This window comes from Anaerovibrio sp. (assembly GCF_045637405.1).
GTDB lineage: Bacteria > Bacillota > Negativicutes > Selenomonadales > Selenomonadaceae > Anaerovibrio.
This window is the reverse complement of sequence record NZ_JAZTZI010000166.1, coordinates 1-20,871: the sequence shown is the minus strand read 5'-3', so window position 1 is coordinate 20,871 and position 20,871 is coordinate 1. Positions and strand designations below refer to the sequence as shown.

The 20,871-nt window shown below is 40.9% G+C and carries 18 protein-coding genes; 17 read left to right on the top strand and 1 reads right to left on the bottom strand.

What is annotated here, in order from left to right; all coding sequences use genetic code 11:
- The 6 genes from ACKI5G_RS11970 to ACKI5G_RS11945 all read left to right on the top strand — a co-directional run.
- On the top strand, positions 1 to 286 hold a 286-nt coding region (locus ACKI5G_RS11970; protein WP_407397598.1), incomplete at its 5' end, for a flagellin.
- Positions 287 to 415: 129 nt separating this feature from the next.
- Complete coding sequence (locus ACKI5G_RS11965; RefSeq protein ID WP_407400654.1) at positions 416 to 3,262, top strand: glycosyltransferase; 2,847 nt, start codon at positions 416 to 418, stop codon at positions 3,260 to 3,262.
- A complete protein-coding gene (locus ACKI5G_RS11960) occupies positions 3,252 to 4,766 on the top strand; it encodes a glycosyltransferase (RefSeq protein ID WP_407400652.1) in 1,515 nt (504 codons plus the stop codon). The genes ACKI5G_RS11965 and ACKI5G_RS11960 overlap by 11 nt, the downstream gene beginning before the upstream one ends.
- Entirely contained in the window at positions 4,766 to 8,107 is a 3,342-nt protein-coding gene (locus tag ACKI5G_RS11955; RefSeq protein ID WP_407400650.1) for a hypothetical protein, read from the top strand. The genes ACKI5G_RS11960 and ACKI5G_RS11955 overlap by 1 nt, the downstream gene beginning before the upstream one ends.
- Before the next feature lie 55 nt (positions 8,108 to 8,162).
- A complete protein-coding gene (locus ACKI5G_RS11950) occupies positions 8,163 to 9,227 on the top strand; it encodes a tetratricopeptide repeat protein (RefSeq protein ID WP_407400648.1) in 1,065 nt (354 codons plus the stop codon).
- Entirely contained in the window at positions 9,220 to 10,401 is a 1,182-nt protein-coding gene (locus ACKI5G_RS11945; protein ID WP_407400646.1) for a glycosyltransferase, read from the top strand. Before ACKI5G_RS11950 ends, ACKI5G_RS11945 begins: the two co-directional genes overlap by 8 nt.
- A gap of 198 nt (positions 10,402 to 10,599) precedes the next feature.
- On the opposite strand, the gene ACKI5G_RS11940 is transcribed toward ACKI5G_RS11945, so the two are convergent.
- Positions 10,600 to 12,111 carry a DUF4422 domain-containing protein gene (locus tag ACKI5G_RS11940; protein ID WP_407400644.1) on the bottom strand — a complete coding sequence of 504 codons (1,512 nt, stop codon included), beginning with the start codon at positions 12,109 to 12,111 and terminating at the stop codon, positions 10,600 to 10,602.
- A 75-nt stretch (positions 12,112 to 12,186) separates the two neighbouring features.
- Here ACKI5G_RS11940 and ACKI5G_RS11935 point away from each other — a divergent pair, with 75 nt between their 5' ends.
- The 11 genes from ACKI5G_RS11935 to ACKI5G_RS11885 all read left to right on the top strand — a co-directional run.
- Positions 12,187 to 13,392, top strand: a complete 1,206-nt coding sequence (locus tag ACKI5G_RS11935; protein ID WP_407400642.1) for an autotransporter strand-loop-strand O-heptosyltransferase — start codon at positions 12,187 to 12,189, stop codon at positions 13,390 to 13,392.
- A gap of 1 nt (position 13,393) precedes the next feature.
- Positions 13,394 to 14,359: a glycosyltransferase family 52 gene (locus tag ACKI5G_RS11930; protein WP_407400640.1), complete on the top strand. Its 966-nt coding sequence runs from the start codon at positions 13,394 to 13,396 to the stop codon at positions 14,357 to 14,359.
- Between the two features lie 36 nt (positions 14,360 to 14,395).
- Positions 14,396 to 15,316, top strand: coding sequence for a phosphorylcholine transferase LicD (locus ACKI5G_RS11925; protein ID WP_407400638.1), 921 nt, complete (start codon positions 14,396 to 14,398; stop codon positions 15,314 to 15,316).
- 14 nt (positions 15,317 to 15,330) lie between these two features.
- Positions 15,331 to 16,236 (top strand): phosphorylcholine transferase LicD, encoded by a 906-nt coding sequence (locus ACKI5G_RS11920; RefSeq protein WP_407400636.1) that lies wholly within the window; start codon positions 15,331 to 15,333, stop codon positions 16,234 to 16,236.
- A 10-nt stretch (positions 16,237 to 16,246) separates the two neighbouring features.
- Positions 16,247 to 16,987, top strand: a complete 741-nt coding sequence (locus tag ACKI5G_RS11915; protein ID WP_407400634.1) for a methyltransferase domain-containing protein — start codon at positions 16,247 to 16,249, stop codon at positions 16,985 to 16,987.
- A gap of 62 nt (positions 16,988 to 17,049) precedes the next feature.
- Positions 17,050 to 17,763, top strand: a complete 714-nt coding sequence (locus tag ACKI5G_RS11910; protein ID WP_407400632.1) for an aspartate/glutamate racemase family protein — start codon at positions 17,050 to 17,052, stop codon at positions 17,761 to 17,763.
- A 101-nt stretch (positions 17,764 to 17,864) separates the two neighbouring features.
- The gene (locus ACKI5G_RS11905; RefSeq protein ID WP_407400630.1) at positions 17,865 to 18,845 is read left to right on the top strand and encodes an AAA family ATPase; all 981 of its coding nucleotides are present in this window, start codon (positions 17,865 to 17,867) and stop codon (positions 18,843 to 18,845) included.
- A gap of 2 nt (positions 18,846 to 18,847) precedes the next feature.
- Positions 18,848 to 19,375 carry a hypothetical protein gene (locus ACKI5G_RS11900; protein WP_407400628.1) on the top strand — a complete coding sequence of 176 codons (528 nt, stop codon included), beginning with the start codon at positions 18,848 to 18,850 and terminating at the stop codon, positions 19,373 to 19,375.
- A gap of 84 nt (positions 19,376 to 19,459) precedes the next feature.
- The gene (locus tag ACKI5G_RS11895) at positions 19,460 to 20,059 is read left to right on the top strand and encodes an HAD family hydrolase (protein ID WP_407400626.1); all 600 of its coding nucleotides are present in this window, start codon (positions 19,460 to 19,462) and stop codon (positions 20,057 to 20,059) included.
- The gene (locus ACKI5G_RS11890; protein WP_407400624.1) at positions 20,032 to 20,664 is read left to right on the top strand and encodes an NTP transferase domain-containing protein; all 633 of its coding nucleotides are present in this window, start codon (positions 20,032 to 20,034) and stop codon (positions 20,662 to 20,664) included. Before ACKI5G_RS11895 ends, ACKI5G_RS11890 begins: the two co-directional genes overlap by 28 nt.
- 43 nt (positions 20,665 to 20,707) lie before the next feature.
- The coding region (locus ACKI5G_RS11885; RefSeq protein WP_407400656.1) for an adenylyltransferase/cytidyltransferase family protein at positions 20,708 to 20,871 on the top strand (164 nt) is incomplete at its 3' end.

Genomic DNA, 20,871 nt, shown 5'->3' with positions numbered 1-20,871 from the left:
TCAGGCTAAGGCCAATGCTGCTATCAACGCTTTGGATGCAGCTATTCAGAAGGCTCTTGACCAGCAGACCTCCATCGGTGCCGCTGAGTCCCGTCTCGAGTACACTCAGGCTAACCTGACCACTGCAAGCGAGAATGTAACTAGTGCAGAGTCCGTAATCCGTGATGCTGATATGGCTAAGGAAATGACCAACTACACTAAGAACAACGTTCTCCTCCAGGCTGCACAGTCCATGCTGTCTCAGGCTAACCAGAGCAGCTCCAACGTACTCAGCCTGCTCCAGTAATCGGAACATAGAGTCACAAACGAACACAACCATAAAATTGGGTCGGTCTTCGGACCGGCCCTTTTTTCTTTCTTGATATATGTAACTGCGTTATAATATAGGTAAATACATGGACGGGAGCGGAATGGCATGAAGATTTCAGCGGTATATATTGCAAAAAATGAGGCGAAAAATATAGCTCGTTCACTGGAATCCATAAAGGGCGCGGTGGACGAGCTGATTTTGGTTGATACAGGTTCTACTGATGCTACGGTGGATATATTTAAAGCCTATGGTGGGCAGGTGTTTTATCGGCCTTGGGATGATGATTTTTCAGCTCCTAGAAATATGGCATTGTCCAAGGCTACCGGGGATTGGATAATTATTTTGGATGCAGACGAAAGCTTTTCGGCGACTACCAGAAATAACATCAAGGCTGTGCTGGAATCCTGTTCTCCGGAGGCCAAGGGACTGCTAATCAATATGGTGAATTATGACAAAGACACCGGGGAGGCCCTGGATGAATTTTATGCCCTACGAATTGTACGGAATGTTAAGGGGCTAAATTACAAAGGAATAGTTCATGAGCAGTTATACATCGGTGAGGCTGCTTTTTATGATTCTCAGCGGGTAAAAAAGGACTTGTTGTCCATCGACCATACTGGTTATACTGCCAGCATATCAGTGGAAAAAAATCAGCGTAATATTCGCCTTATGGAAGCGGCTATAGCCAATGGAGAGCCGGAGGAGCGGTATTACACAAGTTTATATGAGTCCTATACTGCTTTGGGGGATAAGGAAAAAGCCTTGTATTATGCCCGATTGGATGTGGCCCGTGGACGGCAGCCCATTACCTACGCCAGCCGCAGCTACCGGGGACTGATGCGGTATTATGCCAAAGCAGATACGGTGGAGAAGAAGCTGGAGCGATGTAAGCTGACAACTCAGGCGGTGAAGGACTTTCCTGAGTTGCCGGATTTTCATGCAGAGCATAGTGAGAGCCTGTACCAGTTAAAGCGTTATGAAGAAGCTAAAAATGAAATAAATAGGGCCTTGTCATTGTATCAAGGATATGACGGTATGGAGCCATGCTTGTTGACCGAGGAAATGCTTCCTTTAATGGAAAAGCGGCAAAAGGAAATGACTGTTATGGCGGAAAAGCATCATGATATAACAATTACTGCCTGTGTAATCGTGAAAAATGAAGAAAAGCATATCCGTAGCTGGCTGGAAAATGTCAGTGTATTTGCTGATGAAATTATCATCAATGACACTGGTTCAGAGGATAATACCAAAGCAATAATTAGCCAATTTAGTGAAGAAAATCCTGACCTGGATATGATACTGGTGGAATCAATCTGGCAGGATGATTTTGCCTGGGCCAAAAATCAGTGCTTGGCGGAAGCTACGGGAGATTGGCTTGTATTCACCGATGCGGATGAACTCTTTGCAGAACCGGAATTTGTGAGGAGCTATCTGTACTATGTGAATGCTGACCAAGACCTGCAGGCCTTGTTTGTGCCTATGGCCAATATTGAGGAAAGCGACAATAGCATTATCAACTGTTTTAACGCCCTGCGGATTTTCCGTCACTTGGACGGCATACATTATCTAGGGCGGATTCACGAAAGTCTGGTGTTGGGTGAAAATGATAGTCAGGAGCTTCTGACCAAGATTGCCGATAAAAGCCTATTAATTAATCATACGGGGTATTCCCGAGGGATTAGTCCCCAAAAGGCTCAGCGTAATTTACACCTTATGGAGCTGGACATTGAGGATGGGCAGGATGTTAGAAAATTATACCGTTATTTGGCTGAGTGCCATTATATGCTGAAGGACTATAAAAGTGCCTTGGATAATGCTTTATTGGCTACTCAGTCCCCTTATCAGCCTATCGGGCAGCAGGGGGATATGTACTGGCTGGCCCTTAATGCCATGGAGAAGCTGCATTATTCTGTTGATGACAGACTGGTACTGGCTGATACGGGAATAAGACTGTTTCCTGAAATACCGGATTTTTATGCCCGGCGGGGCATGATTTTGACAGAAGCTGAGAATTATGGGGAAGCCATAGCTTTATTCCAACATTCCTTGGAATTATTGGATGCCTATAATAGACAGGAAGCACCAGCCGAGTCCAGTAGTATCATGTCTGTCCTCCACGGGCTGTATGCTGATTTGGGGATTTCCTTGTCGAAAATTGGTGAGAAAGAGTCAGCCAAGGCCATGTTTAAAACGGCCCTTACCATTAATCCGTGGACGGAAAAGGCCCTGTGTGGTTGGGCTGATTTATATGATGGGATAGCAGACCGGGAGCTGTTAAATGATTTGTCGGCTATTTATCAGGAACAACCGGATTATGAGGTGTTATTGGCCAATATATTTACGGCCAACGGACTTGTGGAGCTGGCGGAGTATTTTGGTAGAGAAAATCCCAAGTCTTTAGTCAAGGTCAAGTCTTATCCATGGATTTATAATCGGTCAATGAAGGAAATTGCAGAAATATTGCCTGCATTTTATGTATGTCTTTTGGAGCAATATCATGAGGAATATGTGATGATGTTACCAACGGGATTAGGCAATATTGTTAAATATTTTCATGGTTTGGCCGATGAACAGGCATTAACAGGCCGTTATGCTGATTATAAGGCTTTCATAAAAGAGATATTTATTCTTGCTTCCCAGGAAACAATAAGAAAATACCTTGATATTTTGCCGATTATATCTGGCAATGAGGAAGAACTGGAGCAGCATATAATTGAAGTGGCTGGAATCTTGCTGAAAGGTGATAAAATAGAGCTTGCCTTTGAACTGTATAATCAGATACCAGTCGATTCCCAACAGGTTAATGAAGAATTTTGGCAAAACGTAGGTATATGTCTATATAATCTGGGACAATATGATAGTGCATTAGAAGCCCTCAGTCGGGCTGATAATACCTTGAAGACGGCTACATACATAGCTTGGTGCCAGGAGGCGATGAAAAATGGCAATTAAAATTTCTGCCTGTGTAATAGTGAAAAATGAAGAAAAAAATATGCCCCGCTGGCTAAAATGTATGAAACGGGTATCCGATGAAATAATCGTGGTTGATACCGGTTCTACGGACAATACCGTAGCGTTGGCGAAGGAGGCTGGAGCGAAGCTATTTTATTTTAAATGGATAAATGATTTTGCTGCCGCGAAAAATTATGCTATAGAGCAGGCAACTGGGGATTGGATCGTTTTTTTGGATGCAGACGAAAGTTTTACGGAAGAAGCACAAGCAGCTTTCCGTCAGGAGATGGAACGGTTTAACCGAGATAAAACGCTGGCCTGTCTTTTGTGCCGTATGCTGGATGTAGATGCTGATAATGACAATCGGGTTTTTAATACCGGTTTGTTGCCAAGAATTTTTCGCCATACACCTTATATAAGATATAAAGGAGCAATTCATGAGCAGTTGGAAAATGCTCAGGGAAATAAAAAAATGGTCTTTGCGGAAAAGCTGGAATTTATTCACACCGGCTATTCCAGCAGTATAATCCGCTCTAAAAGCGAACGCAATCTGCCAATGCTGTTGGAGGAATTGGAAAAGGCCCAAACTGAGAAGGAACGGCAGCGTTTATACCCATATCTTATGGATGCGTATAATACTTTGGGGCAATACGAAAAGACAATTTATTATGGAGAAAAATGTATTAGTGCCGGCTACCAGATGATTGGCGGTGAGGGTTCATTTTATGAAACGATTATAATGGCCATGTATAATGCTGGTCGCCCGGTAGGTGACGTATTGGATATGATCAATCGAGCTGAAGGGGAATACCCTCATGAGCCGTTTTTTGCTTTTACTCGTGGTATGGCCTTGGAAAAGAATGGGGATATACTTGGAGCGGAGCAGGCAGTGCTGCAGGGTTTGGAGCTGCGTAAGGTGCAGGAGGATAAAATGCGGCAGGGTGTGGGGATTTCCGATACCTCCAGAGGCCTATTGCCTTATGCCTATGAGCGGCTGGGGAACATATATAGTATAAAGAATGATAAACAGCGTGCTGCGGAAAACTATCTGCTGGCTTTAAAGCAGCATAAATATCAGGGGGATTCCCTGCGTGGGCTGTGCCGGATGCTGGCTGGTACGGAGGACGTGGAGCTGATTGAGCTTTTAAATTCCCTTTATGAGCGGGAGAAGGACGGCGCATTTATTGTTCGGACCATAAAGGGCTATGCCAGTGCCGGCGTTCTCTCCTATTATGGAAAAAACATTAAGGGCTTTGAGGAAGGCTATACCTACATGGCCGGTGGACGCTTCGACAGTGCCGGGGTAAAGCTGGGAGAACGCTTGCGGGAATTAGTCCAAGTGGGCATCATGGCGGCCAATAACATGGAGGAATACCCTAAGGATGGGTATATGAATGTATTGGTTTCCCCTGAGTATTTGTCCTTATTTGGGCAGAATACCAAAGAAAGAGCAGCTGTACAACGACTAAAGGCGTACAGGGAAAGAACAGGGATTGACGGCTAATGAATATAAAACAAGGAGAAGCCTTGCTGGAAGAGATATATACTCTTATGGACAAGGGGCAATACGAAGAAGCAGACGAATTGGCAACAAAGCTGGTACATTCAGCCGAAAAAAAAGGCTGGCAGCAGCTTCTTTGTAGTGCTCTGGAAATGCGGACTGTTGTTGCCATAGAAACAAACAATCCCGCCGAGGCTGCTGAATTGGTGGACAAGTTGGCTTGTCAGCCTCCTACTGCATATCGGCTTTTTCTGCAGGCACGTGTTTTTATGCAACAGCAGAAAAATCAACAAGCTATTGCTAAAGGACGGGAAGCATTCAGCTTTGCGCAACATTATCAGAGTCCGAAATCAAAACTTGTCTTGGAAAAAATCTGCAACTTATTGGGCAAATTACTTAGTAATTACGGGGATCATAAAGAAGCCTTACATTATTACTGGCAGTCCATAGAGGCGACGGATAATTTGCAGCTAAAAGCGTTGGAATATAGTAACTATCTGTTTAATTTACATTTTATTTATAATGATCCGGCAGAGTATTATAGGGCTCATATTGGTTATAACGAGCTGTTTAATAATATACCGCAATATGACCATAAGGATAAATACCAACTGGAGGCATTGACAGGAAAACCAGTAGGGAAGATTCGCATAGGCTATATATCTCCGGATTTAAGGTATCATGTGGTGTTGAGGTTCTCCTGGGCCATGTTTTCCAATTATGATAAGGATAAGTTTGAGGTCTATTGTTATCATAATAATCCTAATGAGGATAAATACAGCGAAGAAATAAAGGATATGACTGACTGCTGGCGCAATATCAGTGGCATGAATGCAGATCATACAGCAAGGGTAATCTATAATGATAGAATAGATATTTTGGTGGATTTGGCGGGACATACCAAGGGGAATGGGCTGCCTATATTGGCCTATAAGCCGGCACCAGTGCAGATAAGTGGTATAGGATACTTTGCTACCACTGGCTTAAAGGCTGTGGATTATTTCCTGTCAGACAGATATTTGGCCTCTGAGCCGCAATATTTTAGTGAGGATATTATTGAATTATCACATTCACATTTTTGCTATGCGCCGCTTTATGAAGCACCGGCTAATGGCGAAGCTCCATGTATAAGGAATGGTTACATTACCTTCGGTAGCTTTAATCATATACGCAAGGTAACAGATGAAGTATTGGAGTTGTGGACGGATATTATTAAGGCCGTGCCAAATTCTCATCTACTGCTTAAAGGTGAGGTGTTTGACGATGAATACGGTCATAAGCTGTTTTGTGAGCGGTTGGCTAAATATGGTGTTGATATGGCCAAGCCGGAATGGCAGCAAAGGGTAGAATTAAGGGGCTTTTCCAGGGATTATCTAAAGGAATATCTGGATATGGATATTGCGCTTGATACTTTTCCTTATCCGGGGGGCGGTACTACCTGTGATGCCTTGTATATGGGAGTACCAGTGATTACCTTGGCAGGTAATAGCCATGGGGAGCGGTTTGGCAGGAGCCTATTGGAAAATATTGGCCTGTCGGAGTTTGTTACTAATGATAAGCAGTCGTATTTTAATTTAGCCGTGGCTTTGGCTGGCGATAAAGAAATAATCAATAATCTCCATATTGGCCTTCGTAACATGATGGAAAATTCGCCTTTAATGGACAGAAAGCTTTATATGCAGGAGCTGGAAACGGCCTATAAAGCGGTGTGGGATAAATATATTGCAACCCTGCCCAAGATAGAGTGTCCAACGGCCAAGGAAGCATTAAACTATAGCTTTGACTGCTATAAGGCCGAGGATTATTGCCGGGCCGAAGAATGGTGTAGGCTGGCAATAAAGCAGGACCATGCTCAGAAATATTTACTGGAAGCTACCAACCTGTTAAGTGATATTTTGCAGGAAAGGCTGGATTATGTAGAAGCCTGGCGGGAAAGTAAAAAAGCACTTGAGTTACTTGAAAAAGAAACTGACAAGGGAACCAATGATTTTCAGCGGCGCTTGTGGATGCACTATGCCAGCCGTAGCTATGATTTAGGTTTTTGTGAAGAAGCTGTTGCAGGCTATGAAACGGCGTCGAAGCTGGTGGATAATCCTCATGGCAAGTTTGGAATATTAGGTTCAGCGTTAATGGGTCGTCTATGCCAAACGGAGGAATGTGCGGATATAAGGCGAAAGCTGAGAGAAATTAATGCGGAATGCGGAATGCGTAATGCGGAAGGGAAAAATAATTCGGAATGCGTAATGCGTAATTCGGAATTAAGGGAAAATGCGGCATGCGGTAAGGTGCATATTGCCTATATTTCCCCGGATTTTCGTCAGCATGTGATGTTCTCCTTTTATTACACCATGCTTCATGGCTACGATCATGATAAATTTAAGGTAACCTGTATCAGCTTGACCGATAAGGTGGATGGCTATACGGAGCATCTAAAGGGACTTGTTGATAACTGGCTTGATGTTTCTAAAATGTCATGGCCGGAAATTGTGTCATGTCTAAAAAAAGAGCATATTGATATATTGGTGGACTTGGCGGGCCATAGTGCTGACAGTGGATTACCAGTATTCTATGATAGAGTGGCTCCAGTGCAGCTTTCCGGACTCGGCTGGATGGAAAGCACTGGACTTGATTGTACAGATTTCTTGATTACTGATAAAATTATTGACCCAGACACGAGTAACATAACAGAACAGCCGCTTTATCTTACTAGCCAGTTCTGTTATACCGGGCGCAATGATGTTTTAATACCAAAGGGTACTCCATGCAAGGAAAAGGGATATGTCACTTTCGGTGTGTTTAATCATTATCATAAATGGACTGATGAAATGCTCCTGGCCTGGAAGGAAATAATGGATAGGGTATCAGATTCACGGCTGCTGCTAAAATGTCAGCTTTTGGTTAGTGATTCGGCCTGCGCTATGGTGCGAAACCGGTTGCAGACCTTGGGCTTTGATTTGGAGCGGGTTGAACTGGAAGCAGCCACCAATACCTATATGAACCGCTATCTGGATGTGGATATTGCCTTGGATACCTACCCTTACCCCGGAGGAGGCACTACCTGTGATGCATTGTATATGGGGGTGCCGGTGATAACCATGTATGGGAAACGGCGGGGCTCCCGGTTCGGCCTGAGTATTTTAAGCAATACGGGTTTGGGAGAGCTGGCAGTAGACAATATTAATGATTACATCGAGCGGGCAGTAGCCTTGGCTAATGATGTGGAGCTGTTGAATGTATTGCACAGGAATTTGCGGAAAATGATGAATCAATCGCCAATAATGGACGGGAAGAAATATATGGCCGAATTAGAACAGGCATATATGGACATTATTGCAGGAAAATAAAGTTTTTCGTGGAAGTATATAGAGATGTAGAAATTATGTAAAGGAGTGGCATTCAATGGGTAGCTTTAAAAATAAAATCAATAACAAAAAGAAGAGAAAGATAGAAAATGCAGCGGTCAATGAGCTGATTGAACTGAAGAAGCAAATGAAGGAGCAGTACAAGGCCGGTGAATATGTGGAGGCCATGGATACCATGGCAAAGCTGGCGGAGCATAAAAAAATGGACCCGGAAATCATGTATATGGGGGCCAGTTGTTATTTTATGACCGGCGACTACGAAAGGGCAGCTAAATGGGTGAATAATACCTTGAACTATGACCCGCAAAATATTGCTGCCCGCCTTTTGTTGGCCCGTTTGTGCTTTGTGGAAGATAAGATTGAAGATGGGTTTACTATCCTTAATTTTGTGGTGGAAAAATATGCCGGCGGTATTCGGGATGAAGACAGTAAATTGCTGGTGGAAATGCTGGAATATTGTCAGGAAAATATGAAAGATATGATGAGTAAGTATTCTGCCCTGGTGGAATATTTCCATAAGCATTACAATGCCCCATCAGCTCCTGAGATGCCGAAACTGGAAGCTTCGTCTATTCAGGATATGCTGGAGGCTTCTCTTTCACCTGTAAAGGAAACTTCGGCATCCGAATCAGCTACAGCTGATGAAGGAAAGACTAAGGCTCAGGCGGCAGTGGATCGTCTGAAGTCCCTGCTAAACAAGAGCAAGAACAAACAGCAGGCTGGCATGGTAAATAGTGCACCAGTGGCTGAGTGTGCCCAGAAAGTGACAGAACCGGTTGGTGCCTCTGAGCAAAAGCCGGTAGGAGAGTCTGTTGAAGCCATCATCAGTAAAGTAATGAACAGCAATATTTCCTTTAGAGAAAAGATTCAGAGCCTTAATAATTTTGCTGGTGGTATGTATGTAAATGGAGATTATGCTGGGGCCAAGGCTTTATTAAAGCAGGCTTTGGAGATTGATGCTCATGACCCGTTTGTATTAAAAAATATGGCCTTTACCTGTCTGGCAATGGGGGACAAGGATAAGGCACTAAAATTTGCATCTGCAATGCCAATGGTGGAATTTGGACTCATTAGAGCTATAAAGGGACATTGCCATGAGTAACGGGAAGAAGATAATAGCCTTTATAGTTTCTCAGGGGAATCATCCGGCTCTGCATCGTAACTCATGGGAAATTGGCAAAGGATTTGAGCAGCTTGGTCTTGATGTGGAGTTTACCTACTTGAATGACCCGTCAGCCATGCAACGGGCCTATGATTTGATGATGGCGGGAGAAGTGTGGTTCAGTATCGGTGTCAATGATACGGGTTCCTTTTTGCAGACAGCACCGGGGCATTATGTACTGGGGGATATGGATATTCCTCATGTATCGGTGCTGTTGGATGCTCCATATAATGCGGCCAACGGTAATCTGGCGTTTCCGTGCAAGAAGCATTATCTCTGGGTTTTGGATAAAAGCCATGTGGGGGCCATAAAATATCGATTTCCGGAGAAGAAATTTGCCGGTGAGATATTTCAGCCCCTGGGCGGTGATGTTGCCCAAAATGAAGATGATATTTTCAGTGCTGATAGGGATTTGGATGTGGTGTTCAGTGCCAGTATGTTTGATGATGGTAACATCAAAATGTATTGGCGGGAGCAGGCTGACAATCCGTATGTAATTGGCATTTTGGATGATGTGGTGGAATATATGCTGGCTAATCCGGTAAGTCTTCTTCAAGCGGTGAGATATGTGCTGGAGGAGCATGGCCTTATTGGTCAGGCGTATATAGATGCTTTGGCTCCATTTTTCCATGGGATATTTTTCTATGTGAAAATGAAGCGGCGGTATCGTACCCTTGAGGAACTCACAAAAAAAGACATCCGAGTGGATGTCTTTGGACCAGGCTGGGATAATGTACCATTTGCCAAGCGATTGAAGCTTCATGGTGCTGTTAGCTACGACACGGTATTGGATGCGTTTTCACGTGCCAAGGTAGTGGTGCAGGATCAGGCGGAGTTTAATAATGGCGGTCACGATAGGGTGTTTACGGCTATGCTTAATGGGGCAGTGGTGGTAAGTGAATACAGCTCTTATTTAGATAGAGAGTTTGAGGATGGCAGTGAGATTTATCTGTTTGATTGGAAAAATATAGGTCAGCAGATGAATGTGGTGGATGAGCTGCTTCTTGATGAGTCAAAAAGATTAGCCTCAGCTATCCGTGCTTATGGGACAGCCAAGGCTAATCATTGCTGGGCTAATAGGGCCCAGAGAGTTTTAGAAATGATGTCGTTGTAATAGTCAGGAACAATGCCTTTCACACGGTCATATCGCTAAAAATTTTACTTGCCAATAACAATAGCAAAAAAAGTTGCAACTCGCTACGCTCAAACAAGCAACTTTTTCCGCTAAATAAATATGATATGGCAAGAAAAATATTTTTTAACGCAATTTGACCTATTGTTCAAGTCATTTGTTCCAGTACTATTTATTAACCTATAATTCTCGCACAGGTAATTCTTTGATGCGGAGCCGTTGTTTCATGAGCCATGGCATTAGCAGTGCCTCGCCCATAAAGCCGATGATACGGCTGTGAGGCGGCTCCTGAAGCTGTGGAAAATCAATACGGTTGGCAGCCTCCAAAATAATTGGGAACAGCCAACTACAATAGGCATCAAAGACATGGCGACGGGTAACATACATATTGAAGGCATGACCAATATTATGTCGGGAAAGGGCAAAGAGGAAAGAATACTCGTAATCAGGGGCCACATCATGGATAACATTTCGGAATATTTTTTTTATGTACTCAAAAAAATCATATCCCAAATGTTTTCTCAAGCAGTCCTCGGTATTTCCATAAGGAACGCTGCGGCGCAGGATGATGTCATAGTCCTGTAGCATTTGATTTATGGTACCTTCATCAAGGAAACTATGGCTGTCAGAAATGTAGCTGTCGGCTGCTTCATTGACAAAGAACCGATGGTAGTGGGCAGTACCGATAATTTCAGCATTGGTATTCTTCCACATCCAGTAGATGGCCGTAAGCTCATTTATGTAAGGGTTTAAGAAGGAAATATTTTCCCCTGTGTCATCCCCTGGTAGACCAAAGCCCTCTTTACCATTTTTTCCTGCGTGAATTGGGTGGTAGATACTTGGCAGTTTAGGTAAATTATATGGTTTGTGGCAGATAACATAGATTTCGGTATCATGCTTGTCATACTCTAACCACAGCCAGGTGGAATTTTGGGCTTGTTTCCAGGTGACCTTTAGGTTCAGCCCGGCATAGTCCAGATTCTTTAGGTCATTATAAGTATCAGAGTCGGTTTCTATTTGGAGAAGGGCATATTTCCATGAACCGTAGCTGGTATCAATAAGCTGAATATAGTCATCGGTGGAACGGGTCTTCATTATGAGCAGCAAGTCGAAGTGCTGTATAAGAATACTGTCCAAATTATGATATATGCGATCGTAGATGTTGTCCCAAATTGGCCAATATTCCTCATTGTTTTCCGGTGAAATACCAATAAGCTGTAAATCATCTGGAATAGACAGCCCGTAGTCATTTATCTCAGCATAATTAGCCCGGTTGCGGGTTGTGCTTACGCCGTCGGCAAAATACAAATCAACGTCCAGTACGCGGTTAATATTTTTATCATTAATTAGTTTTAGTAGGATTTGCTCATCATCCACATTGTATTCTACCTTGTTCCTCACATGGTGGATGTATGTGTCATATGAAATAATTTTAAATTGGGGAATTTGTGCCTGAGCACAGGCTATATATATTCTGTTAAATTGGCTGGAATCGGTAATAATAATGAAATCAAAGGTTAATTTTTTTAGACCATCGATATTGGTTACCGGCACTGATTGGCCATTTAAGTCGACGTTTTTAGACGTTTTTACATCAGGTGAAAGGGTGCCTACGGCCACAATGGTTTCCTGAGACCAGTCGTCAATATATAATTCATCGCCAAGTCCAAAGAGGACAATATTTCTGCTCATAGGATATGCTCCTTTCGTTTTTAATTAAATCTTACTAAAGGAACAACCAAAAAACAAGAAGGAAGAGGTTTTATAATGCACAAGCATCCTATATTTTATTTTTCTGTACGAAAGGACGAAATAGAGCCACAGCAGATAAATAGACTTCTCAACTTTGAAAAAGCCGTGGGAGATGTGAAGCTGCAAACTGGAATAGAGGGGTTATATATAGACTTTAATGGTGGTGCTAGAGTCGAGGTTCCAACCGGTAATTGGCATATAAAAATTTCTGATTTTGATACCGGTATGGTGGGTTTTGATGGTGATATATCTGAACGAATTTTAGTCTCTTTGGAAAAATATTATATTCATTGGTATATAGAGGCATGGCTGGATGGAGAAAAGGTCTTCGATCACCTCATGGACTTGCATGATAAGGATATCTATATTTTTATGGTAGATGGAGTGTTGGGAGATACCATTTCAGTGCTTCCATATGTAAATGCTTTAAAGGAGATATACAATGCCAAAATTACCTTATATCCGCCTAACAGTTTTAAGGAGTTATGTAAGGAGTATATGCCGGGGATAAACGTACAGGAGGACATACCAGGTGGTTGCTATGCTTCTTTCTGTTTGGCAGTGTTTGACCTGCCACCATATCTTATTCCCGATGATTCCCGTCATTGGCCACCGTATAAATCGGCTCAGGTGATATTGGGGCTGCATGAGCAGGCACCAACTATTCAGTATTACCCTACTGCGCCACGGCAGATACAGGAAAAGTATGTGTGTATCGCGGTGCAGGCCTCAGGCATAATGAAGCGGTGGCTCTATCCTGAGGGCTGGGATATTGTGGTGGAATATCTAAAAAGCTTGGGCTATCGGGTGCTGTGTATCGACGGTAGCCATACAGTAATTGAAAATGGCATTGAAATATCTATGCCAGTGGGGGCTGAGGATTTTACAGGTATGCGCCCATTGATGGAGAGAATAAATCTCCTGGCTTATGCGGATTTCTTTATCGGATTGGGCAGTGGCCTTTCCTGGCTGGCCAATGCCTGTGGCGTGCCGGTTGTACTTATCAGCGGATTCAGTTTGCCTATGGGTGAGTTTGAAACACCGTATAGAGTAACAAATCAGCTTGTGTGTCACGGATGTTATAACGATATAAGGGTTAATTGGAAGGAGATTTGCCCATATCATAAGGGCACAGACAGAGAATTTGAGTGCAGCAAGTCAATTACACCGTTACAGGTGGTGCAGGCTATAGATAGGCTTATAGAGGATAAGGGATTGTAATATGAATATTTTAATGTGTGACACGCAGTATGTTTTTTTGCAGTATTTTTTGTTAATGCCCTTTGATGTATTTAAAGATACTTTTTTTGTTTTTGATAGTTGTTTTAGTCCATCTATTGTTGAAAATTTGGAAAAGGCAGGAATGGCCTGTCACCAAAAGCTATATAACGATATTCCATTGGAAGAGCGACAGATGGCGCGGAATAAAAATAGAGAATACTTAAAAGAAATAATAAAAGGATTCTATGATTACTTTAATGGAGATATATGCGTCTACGGACAGGACCATCTTGATATAGTACAAATTTTATGGCACAGTGAATTGCGCCAGATTCCTTTTATTCTTTCAGAGGATGGAACTGGTAATTATTGTAAAAAGAGTACCTTATCCAGATTTCCACAATTTATGGGAAATAATGAATCATTTATGGGACATAATTGTCGTGTACAGAAAATATATCTCACAGGTATTTGGCGGATACCCAATGATGTAAAAAGTAAAGTACATATTATTGATCTTCGAAATTTGTGGGAGCAGAAAAGTGAAGCAGAAAAACAGTTTTTCCTTTCATTGTATTTTATGCACCAGTCTACACTGAATGAAATTTCCAAGAAATCGGTGTGTTACTTGGGTGGACCGTTTTCAAATTTTGGTATGATGCCGTTAGAAAAGGAACTAAGTGCATACAGGAAAATCATATCTAATTATAATTCGGCTGATTTATATATTAAGGCGCATCCGACAGGCTTTAATATCAACTATGAAAAGGAGTTTCCAGGAATTTCAGTTGTTATGAATCCAATTCCTTATGAGGTTTTGTATTTCCTAACGGGGAAAAATCTAAAGGTTATTGCATCAATATGTTCAACTGCGTCTATGATTGCTGATGAAAATGTAGAACAACACTATTACGATATTGAGGGAAACAGAATAGAATTAAGGTATCCTTGGGATGATTTAGTATAGCCTAATTATAATTTGTTAGCTGTTTAGGGGAAAAATATGGATAAGGTATATATAACAGACATAGAACATGATGAGATAAGAAGTGGATTTCTCGTTACCACCGACAGGAAGAAGATATGGAATAAGGAAATAGAGCTGCTGCTGGAAGTAGACAGGATATGCAAGAAGCATAATATTCCGTATTTTGCGATAGACGGGACTATGCTTGGATGTGCCAGACATAATGGTTTTATTCCGTGGGATGATGATATTGATGTGGCCATAATGCGGCCGGATTATATGCGGTTTGTTGAAGCAGCTGCTCAGGAAATTAAAGCCCCTTTTTTTGTACAGAATATCTATACAGATAATATAATTATCAATTGGACCAAAATAATGGATGACAGAACATCTGCTATAGAGGACTGGGATGGAGGATGTTTTCACCAAGGAATTTTTGTAGATGTTTTTCCTATGGATGCAGTGGCAGACGGTTCCAAGAAAGGTTTTTTGATAGATGAAATGAGCAAGGAGCTGTGGATGTGTGTTATTGCACCCAAACAGATTGAAGATGGACTACAAAATAGTGTCACAACTCATGTGGCAAGGCAGACATTGGAAAGGATATTGGGGATGCCTTTATATGAGCGTATGAAGGTCTATGAGGATTTTTGTGTGAAGCATTTTGATGAGTCATCAAAAGTAGCTTTTCAGATGTCGTATTGGTGTAATCGTTCAAAACCAGTATCAAAAAATGTTTTTAAAGGCATTACATATATGGATTTTGAGGGAATAAAGGTACCAATGCCAGGTGGTTATGATGAGTTTTTGACTGAAGTATATGGTAACTGGCGTGTACCGGTTCATAGCCCTTCTGCTCATGAGGGCGTTGTGATGAGTGCGGATATTCCGTATGATGTAATGCTGAGGGACATCAACAGAGAATTATTGCAATGTGGAGATTATCTCTGGAAATAGTAGAGGTCGTAAATATGGATTTTATTAAAAACATAGGGAAAGACGAAATAAGGGATGGCTTTCTTGTAACCACCGACAGGAAGAAAGCCTGGAATAAAATGATGGAGCTGCTGGCTGAAATTGATAGAATTTGTAAAAATCATTCTATTAAGTATTTCGCCGAGGGTGGTACACTTATTGGGGCAGCACGGCATAATGGCTTTATTCCATGGGATGATGATTTGGATATTTCTATGCTAAGGCCGGATTATGAAAGGTTTAAGCAGGTGGCTGGACAGGAATTACGATATCCGGTTATTGCTTCCTCTGCCTATACCAGTGGTGAGATATTGACAATTATGAAGGTGATGGACGTGGAAACAGCCGCCATTGAAGAAATGGATGGACATCGCCAGCAGGGTATATTTATTGATATTTGGCCGTTGGATGATATTACTGATGGCAGTGGACGGGTACAGGCTGTTTGGGATATACGACAAAGCTTGATAGCAGCTATAAATAATCCTGTAGGGACATTGGAAGAAATACAAAAAGGGACACAGTTCAGGCCATCGAATGATTTTATCAGGGCGTTTATAGACCTTCCTGTATTGGAACGCTTTAAGGAATATGAAAAATTCTGCAATAACCACTTTGGTGAGTCAGAAAATATTGGATATCAATTCAGCAAAATCATGGGAATAAAGGGGAATTTAAAGTTAAAATACTATCGTGATGTGGTGTATCTGCCTTTTGAAAGTGTGGAGATACCTGTGCCAGTTGATTATGAGAAGGTGCTGGAGGCAGAATTTGGCAATTGGCGGAAATTCGTTCGGGCAAGATCCTTTCATGAGCTGCAATATATGAGTGCTGATGTGGGCTACAAAGAGATACAGGCCAAGGTAAAACATGAATTGAAAACAGTAGCAGAAAGAGCTTGAGGTGTAAACTATGCGATTAAAGGGTGGACATGAAGATATAAATTATGAGGCAACTAAGGCTTTTTTCAATAATAGGGCGGGAAAATACAATGAAGATAATCCATATGCGGTGACGATGTATCAGGACAATAATCCAGAGCTTGTGAAACAGCGTAATGCCAAGGAAATAGAAAAGCTGTTGCCGCTGTTAAAACTGGATGAAAAATCAAAAGTTCTGGATATTGCCTGTGGTATCGGTCGCTGGTCTGATGCAATTACTACTGATATAGACAAATATTGTGGAATAGATTTTTGCGAAGAGTTTATTTTAAAAGCTCGTGAGCTAAATAAGGAAAAAAGCAACAGATTCTTCTTTGCCGGGAAAAGTAATGAAATTACGAACTGCTTGTTAAATAATAAATGGGGGGGAATTTTTAACCGAGTATTATTCATGGGTATATGGAACTATCTTAATGATATAGATGTTGGTAACACCTTCATGGAAATTTGCAAAATAGCTCATAAGAAGTCTATTGTTATCATGCGTGGGCCTGTAGGTATAGATGAGCGCTTGACCTTAAAAGGCCACTTTTCAGATGAATTAGACGATACCTATAATTCTATATACCGAACTAGGGATGAATTGGTAGAAATGATGAATGATTCTTTGATGAAAAATGGTTTTTCAATTAAAGAGGAAAGCTTTTTGTACGATGAGTCCTTAAATAACCGCAAGGAAACAGCACAGTACTATTTTGTATTGGAGAGATAAAGTATACTGCAGTTATATTTGATTTGTTGGTTTTTGCACACGAATTATTTTGAAGGTTGGTAATGGCGATGGATAAGAATTTTATTATAGGAATATTGGGTGGCATGGGAACTTATGCAACAATAAAAATGTTTCAACAATATGCAGAAATTTTTCCCGCCGAAAAAGAATGGGAGCGCCCGCGTATCATTATTGATAATAACTGTACTATGCCTAGTCGTGTTCGTGCTGCGTTATATGGTGAACGCCGCGAAGAATTAGTTAAGTCCATGGCTGAGTCTATGTTATTATTGCTAAAGGGAGGAGCTACAAGGATAATTTTGGCATGCAATACATCACATTTGTTTCTGGATGAAATTTATAAATTAGTTCCAGAGGCTGAGAATAAAGTAGTAAATATTATAGATGCATGTGTGGCTGAACTGGTGGAAAGAAATATTTCTAAAGTGTACCTTTTGGCTTCGGAAGGAACCATACTATCAGGCGTATATCAAGATAAATTAGAGCAAGCTGGTATAAAGTATGCCACACCGGCTGAAAAAGAGTTTTCGGACTTAAGGTTGTGCATAGAGGCTGTAAAGCAAAATAAATATAATGTTAAAGTAAAAAGTAAGTTTATAGATTTTGTAAATAGAAACAATGACTGTATTTTAGGCTGTACAGAATTACCAGTTTTATATGATATGTATCGTGATGCAGTAAGTTCAAATAATTTGCTTAATCCATTAGATATAGCCATGAAAAATGTGCATGATGAGTTTAGTAAAAAAATATAGAAGCATTTTTATTGGTGAAAATAATAGTGCCAGAGATTAGGTTCTTAAGCCATAAATTTGTTATTTATAGGATTAATGATATAGAAAAGGGAGACAGTTGAATGACAATAAATGAAGTACATATACAAAACTTTACCGTTTTTAAAGATATAATGATTAAGCCATCCAATGGTATAAATGTTTTAGTTGGCGAGAATGGTACTGGTAAGACGCATTTTTTGAAGAGTTTATACTGTTTGTCGAGGATTAGAAGCGGAGAAAAAACGGATATCTCTGTTGGGAATATTTTTGGAGTACACAGTGATACTTTGGCATTTGAAAATGGGGCGAATATTATATTACGTGCAGTTGATAATGATGAGGAGACTATTGAGTTTTCCATTCCATATAACCATGGCACAAGTAATTATATTTTTTGTGAACCACAGAAGGGGTTTAATGCTGTATTTATTCCAGTTAAAGATATGTTGACTCATTCGAAGGGCCTTTTATCAATGGCAGATAAGTACAGTACCTTTCCGTTTGATAGAACTTTGACCGACATAATAAATAGAGCTAATCAGTGGAATTTGAAAAAAACACCCAAATTAGCTGAGAATGTATTACCTGTGTTGGAAAAAATGATGGATGGCACGGTTGAAATAGAAGATGAAGAATTTTACATAAAAAAACATGATGGAAGAAAGATTAGCTTTTCAGTAGAAGCAGAAGGCTTAAAAAAAATTGGACTATTATGGCAGCTTTTAATGAATGAAAATATTGTGGAAGGGTCAGTATTGTTATGGGATGAGCCAGAGGCGAATATAAATCCTAAATTTCTACCATTAGTGGTGGAATGCTTATTAGAATTATCCCGCTCAGGTGTGCAGATTTTTGTCAGTACCCATAATTATATTTTTGCAAAATATTTTGATGTAAACAGAGTGGAAAATGATCAACTTTTATTTCATGCATTATATAAAGACGGAAAAACTGTTGCTTGTGAGACAGGAAAATATTTTGGAGATTTAAAACATAATGATATTACTCACACATTTAATGAGTTGTTGGACAAGGTGTATGATTTGGGGTTAGGGGAATAAAAATGGGTATGGTTTTTACTGATGAAAATAAATCATGGAAATTTGATTTTTCTAAAGCAATTTGGGCAACTGATAGATTGCATGATGAATATCAGAATATTAAGGACAGTATCTTGCATGATGTTGATTTTATTGTTGAAGATAATAAGTCATTGTTGCTTGTTGAGTGTAAAAACTCTAATTTTTACGGTGTGAGCAAACCAAATGACTTTAGGCCAGTAAAAACAAGTAAAATTGGAGATGTGGTACGTAAATACTATGATAGCATTCATTATGTAAATGGATTAGGTAAAGGTATTAATAAGAGATTCATATATGTGTATGTGGTGGAGGCTCGTAATAGTCATGTTACTGAGCGAAAGGCTGTAAGAAATAGATTGAAAGACAGATTGCCGTTTAAATTGCAGGAAAAATGTGACTTTGTACATAAATTAATTGATAAAGTTGAGGTACTAAGTTTAGATGAGTGGAATCATCACTACCCTCAATATCCAGCGATACGATTACAGGAAAAGAAATGGAGCGTGTAGTGGTTAATAAAATTGCTATAAAGGATTTATATTTGCTGTTTGAGTGCATGATGAGTTTATGAAAAATGTATTGGAGAGATAAGCATGACGAAATTCATTTTTGATTTAGATGGTACTATTACCAAATGTGAGACACTGCCGCTTATTGCCAGTCATTTCAAGGTAGAGGAACAAATAAACGAGTTGACCAAAGCTACAGTAGCGGGGCAGGTGCCTTTTATTGAGTCCTTTATCCGACGGGTATATATATTGGGGAAGCTGCCAGCAACTGAAGTAAATAATCTCCTTAGTGGCGTGGAAACCTATGAAAAGGTAGTGGAATTCATTCAACAGCATAAGGAAAATTGCAGTATTGCTACTGGTAATCTGGATTGTTGGATAGAGAAGCTGGCTGAGAAAATTGGTTGTGAATGCTTTTGCTCTTCTGGTCAGATGGAAAATGACAATGTGGTAAAATTAACCAAGATATTGAAGAAGGAAGAAATCGTAAGAAAATACAAAGACGATGGTCATAGAGTAGTTTTTATTGGTGACGGAAATAACGATGTGGAGGCTATGCGCATGGCGGATGTGGCTATTGCCTCAGGCCTTACCCATAGCCCGGCCCCGGGGGCAATCTCTGTAGCAAATTATCTGGTATTAAATGAGGTGGCGTTATGCAGACAGCTAAATCAGTTGTTATAACCTGTGCCGGAATAGGTTCTCGTCTTGGCCTGGGAACGACTAAGGCACTTATTGATATAAACGGAAAGACCCTTATTCATTGGCAGCTTGATTTATTTAAGGATGTGGAAGATATTCGCATTGTAGTGGGATTTGAAGCTAATCGGGTTGTTGAAGAAGTGCGAAAATATCGTCCGGATGCGATTTTTGTTTATAATCATGATTATTTTAATACCAAGACTGGTACCAGCTATTATCTGGGGGCTAAGGATGGTAATGAATATGCCTTGGAGTACGATGGAGATTTGTTGGTACATCCTGACGATGTAAAAATGCTCCTTAATAAAGATGGGGAATGGATTGCCTATGCTGATAAACGGTCTGAGGACGCGGTTTATTTGTCGTTAAACGAAAAAGGTGAAGTGACGGGATTTTCACGGGAACAGGGTGATTATGAGTGGACCGGACCTTGTTGTTTGCGTCGGGATAGAATTCAGTACACTTCGGGAAATGTTTTTAATGTATTAGAGCCATATATCCCATTGCCAGGAGTGAAGGTCAGGGCATGTGATATTGATACCTATGGCGATTACCAGAAAGCTATTGAATTTATAAAAGGCTGGTAATAAGTGATCGGACTGATAATACTTAGATGGGCAGGTGATATAGATGGTTAAGGTAATAACCTATGTTACTTATGATTTGCTGCATTATGGGCATAGGAGGTTGCTGGAGCGGGCCAAGTCACTTGGTGATTATTTGATAGTTGGGGTAACAGCCGAGAGCTTTGACAAAAGCCGTGGCAAGATAAATGTCCAGCAGTCACTGATGGA

What these genes read in the sequence shown, in the direction of transcription:
- ACKI5G_RS11965 (WP_407400654.1), top strand. Translation starts at nt 416, where the DNA reads ATGAAGATTTCAGCGGTATATATTGCAAAAAATGAGGCGAAAAATATA.
- ACKI5G_RS11960 (WP_407400652.1), top strand. Translation starts at nt 3,252, where the DNA reads ATGGCAATTAAAATTTCTGCCTGTGTAATAGTGAAAAATGAAGAAAAA.
- ACKI5G_RS11955 (WP_407400650.1), top strand. Translation starts at nt 4,766, where the DNA reads ATGAATATAAAACAAGGAGAAGCCTTGCTGGAAGAGATATATACTCTT.
- ACKI5G_RS11950 (WP_407400648.1), top strand. Translation starts at nt 8,163, where the DNA reads ATGGGTAGCTTTAAAAATAAAATCAATAACAAAAAGAAGAGAAAGATA.
- ACKI5G_RS11945 (WP_407400646.1), top strand. Translation starts at nt 9,220, where the DNA reads ATGAGTAACGGGAAGAAGATAATAGCCTTTATAGTTTCTCAGGGGAAT.
- ACKI5G_RS11940 (WP_407400644.1), bottom strand. Translation starts at nt 12,111, where the DNA reads ATGAGCAGAAATATTGTCCTCTTTGGACTTGGCGATGAATTATATATT.
- ACKI5G_RS11935 (WP_407400642.1), top strand. Translation starts at nt 12,187, where the DNA reads ATGCACAAGCATCCTATATTTTATTTTTCTGTACGAAAGGACGAAATA.
- ACKI5G_RS11930 (WP_407400640.1), top strand. Translation starts at nt 13,394, where the DNA reads ATGAATATTTTAATGTGTGACACGCAGTATGTTTTTTTGCAGTATTTT.
- ACKI5G_RS11925 (WP_407400638.1), top strand. Translation starts at nt 14,396, where the DNA reads ATGGATAAGGTATATATAACAGACATAGAACATGATGAGATAAGAAGT.
- ACKI5G_RS11920 (WP_407400636.1), top strand. Translation starts at nt 15,331, where the DNA reads ATGGATTTTATTAAAAACATAGGGAAAGACGAAATAAGGGATGGCTTT.
- ACKI5G_RS11915 (WP_407400634.1), top strand. Translation starts at nt 16,247, where the DNA reads ATGCGATTAAAGGGTGGACATGAAGATATAAATTATGAGGCAACTAAG.
- ACKI5G_RS11910 (WP_407400632.1), top strand. Translation starts at nt 17,050, where the DNA reads ATGGCGATGGATAAGAATTTTATTATAGGAATATTGGGTGGCATGGGA.
- ACKI5G_RS11905 (WP_407400630.1), top strand. Translation starts at nt 17,865, where the DNA reads ATGACAATAAATGAAGTACATATACAAAACTTTACCGTTTTTAAAGAT.
- ACKI5G_RS11900 (WP_407400628.1), top strand. Translation starts at nt 18,848, where the DNA reads ATGGGTATGGTTTTTACTGATGAAAATAAATCATGGAAATTTGATTTT.
- ACKI5G_RS11895 (WP_407400626.1), top strand. Translation starts at nt 19,460, where the DNA reads ATGACGAAATTCATTTTTGATTTAGATGGTACTATTACCAAATGTGAG.
- ACKI5G_RS11890 (WP_407400624.1), top strand. Translation starts at nt 20,032, where the DNA reads ATGCAGACAGCTAAATCAGTTGTTATAACCTGTGCCGGAATAGGTTCT.